The organism is Roseburia sp. 1XD42-69, assembly GCF_003612565.1.
GTDB lineage: Bacteria > Bacillota > Clostridia > Lachnospirales > Lachnospiraceae > Roseburia_B.
Window position 1 is genome coordinate 1 of the sequence record NZ_RAZG01000162.1, and the last position, 2,645, is coordinate 2,645.

General features: G+C 51.0%; 4 protein-coding genes. All 4 read left to right on the top strand.

Features of this window, described 5'->3' with window-relative positions; genetic code table 11:
- Positions 1-122: 122 nt before the first annotated feature.
- Positions 123-494, top strand: coding sequence for an IS66 family insertion sequence element accessory protein TnpA (tnpA, locus tag D7Y06_RS24620; RefSeq protein ID WP_120410111.1), 372 nt, complete (start codon positions 123-125; stop codon positions 492-494).
- Positions 487-849, top strand: a complete 363-nt coding sequence (tnpB, locus tag D7Y06_RS24625; protein WP_120410112.1) for an IS66 family insertion sequence element accessory protein TnpB — start codon at positions 487-489, stop codon at positions 847-849. Before tnpA ends, tnpB begins: the two co-directional genes overlap by 8 nt.
- 98 nt (positions 850-947) lie before the next feature.
- Positions 948-1,097, top strand: a complete 150-nt coding sequence (locus tag D7Y06_RS26290; protein WP_158591498.1) for a hypothetical protein — start codon at positions 948-950, stop codon at positions 1,095-1,097.
- A gap of 28 nt (positions 1,098-1,125) precedes the next feature.
- A partial coding sequence (tnpC, locus tag D7Y06_RS24630) for an IS66 family transposase (RefSeq protein WP_120410113.1) occupies positions 1,126-2,645 on the top strand: 1,520 nt, incomplete at its 3' end.

Below are 2,645 nucleotides of genomic sequence, written 5' to 3' on the forward strand. Positions count from 1 at the left end.
GTAAACGGTAGATAGTGCGTACCTCGACTAGGGCGGCAAAATATGTGACAATAGGCTATATTTCTATCATGGTATTAAAAGTTAAGTTTCAACTTTTGATACCGCTATACGGAGGTAAGTCTATGAGTTCAGAAACAACGGCAGTGGCTGTACAGTACCGTTTACAAGAATGGGCCGCACAGATCAGGGAATGCCAAAACCGTCCCACAGGTATGAGTGTCGCTGATTGGTGTGCCGGCCACGGCATTACGAAAGCAAACTATTATTACAGACTGCGCCGTGTAAGGGAAGTGTGTCTGGAATCCCTTGCGCCAGAGGCTCCGGTGCAGCAGATTGTCCCAGTAAACCCATGCCTCCTGCAAGAGGAAACACAAAACGGCAGCGGTATACAGCATGGGCTTTCTGTTTCTGTAAATGGTTTTTCCATCCACATAACGGAATCCACACCCATGCCACTGCTTGCAGCAGTCCTTAAGGTGGTGCAGCATGCTTAATGACGCCACCAGCTTTAAAGCTGTCTACATTGTCTGTGGCTACACCGATCTGCGCGCCGGGATGGACCGGCTGGCGGCACTCGTGGAAACCCAGACCGGGAACCGGCCATATATAAAGGATACACTTTATCTTTTCTGCGGGAGACGCACAGACCGCATCAAGGGGCTTGTATGGGAAGGGGACGGATGGCTCCTGCTATACAAGCGGCTCTCAGAAAGCCGGTTCCAGTGGCCGCGCACTCCGGATGAAGTGCGTGAATTAACACCGCAGCAGTTCCGGTGGCTGATGGAAGGGCTGACAATCACCCCGAAGAAATCGGTCAGGTCGGTGGAACCGCCGGAATACATGGGATGACTTTGTGAAAAACGGAGAACTTTTCAGACAGTTTTCCTGCTGAAAAAAATGCCCTGTCCCATCCCTGCACAACCTCTCTGCGTACTGGAAAAGGGGATGTGGCAGACGCAGGCGCACCTTTCCCTTTCTGGAAACAATCCCAGGGGCAGCGCTGTACAGGAGCCATATCCTCTGTTTTAACCATAGGCATTATGACGGACATCCGGCAGCGGCAGGTTCGCAAAAATCCCGTATCCATGGTATCATAAAGCTATCAGGATACCGGGAGAAAACAGCATGGCATTAAAATATACGGAAGAACAACTGAACAGCCTTGACAGGGAAACGCTTATCCGGCTGTTCCTGTCGCAGCAGGAGCAGCTTGAAAATATCGATCATACGCTTCAGCTTGTTTTGGAACAGATGGCGGATCTAAAACGGCACCGGTTTGGCAGGTCATCGGAAAAACATGAGGCCGAAGGCCAGGTTTCCTTTATGGAAGTGGATGGGAAGATCGTATTCTTTAACGAATCTGAAGCTGTCACTGAAGAGGAGAATACACAGGAGGAGGCGGAAAGTGTTTCTCGCACAAAACCGAAGAAAAAGCAGGGGAAACGGGAAGAAGATCTGGAGGGGGTTCCGGTAGTTGTGGTAGAACATTCCATGACGGATGAGGAACTGGAAGATAAATTTGGAAAAGATGGCTGGAAGCAGCTCCCGGATGAAGTATACCGCAGGTACAGCTTTACCCCGGCGAAAATCGAGGTGGAGGAACACCATGTCAAGGTATATGCCGGGAAAGAAACGGAAGAGGTCATCAAAGCGCCGCATCCGCAGACCTTATTAAGGGGGAGCCTTGTTTCCCCTTCGCTGGAGGCAGCGGTAATGAACGCCAAATATGTCAATGCCGTCCCGCTTTACCGGCAGGAACAGGAGTTTGAACGTTATGGCCTGCACATTTCAAGACAGAACTTGGCGAACTGGACGATCCAGTGCGCAGACCGTTACCTTGCGGTTCTTTATGATTACCTCCACGAAAAGCTGTACGGCTACCACGTCCTGCAGGCAGACGAAACGCCCGTGCTGGTGAATAAGGACGGCCGCCCTGCCGGGAGCAAAAGTTACATGTGGGTATACCGCACCGGACGGATGTATACGAAATGTCAGATCGTCCTGTATGAATACCAAAGGACGCGCAACGCCAGCCATCCAAGGGAATTCCTGAAGGATTTCAGAGGGGTATGTGTCACGGACGGCTATCAGGTTTATCATACGATTGAAGAGGAACGGGAAGATCTGAAGATTGCCGGATGCTGGTCCCATGCGAGGCGCAGGTTTGATGAAGCAGTAAAAGCGCTGCCTAAGCAGAAGCAGAAGGATAGCCGCGCATATCTTGCGCTGACCATGATACAGGCCATCTACCGGGAGGAAAAACTGCTTAAGGATCTTCCGGCAGAAGAACGGAGGAACCGCCGCCAGCTGAGCGTAAAGCCCCTGGTGGAGGCTTATTTCGTATGGGTGCGTGAAACCCTCCCGAAAGTGCCGCAAAAAAGCAAGACGTGGGAAGGCTTCAATTATTCCCTGAACCAGGAAAAATACCTGAAAGTGTTCCTGGACGATGGCGAAGTGCCAATGGACAATAACGCTGCGGAACAGTCCATCCGCGGATTCTGCATCGGCAAGAAAAACTGGGTGATGATCGATACCATAGCTGGCGCAAAGTCCAGCGCCATCATTTACAGCATTGCAGAAACCGCAAAAGCAAACAATCTGAAACCGTATGATTACTTTGAGTATCTGCTTACCGAGATCCCGAA

Bases quoted from the DNA above. Each gene is read 5' to 3' on its own strand.
- tnpA (WP_120410111.1), top strand. From the start codon at position 123: ATGAGTTCAGAAACAACGGCAGTGGCTGTACAGTACCGTTTACAAGAA.
- tnpB (WP_120410112.1), top strand. From the start codon at position 487: ATGCTTAATGACGCCACCAGCTTTAAAGCTGTCTACATTGTCTGTGGC.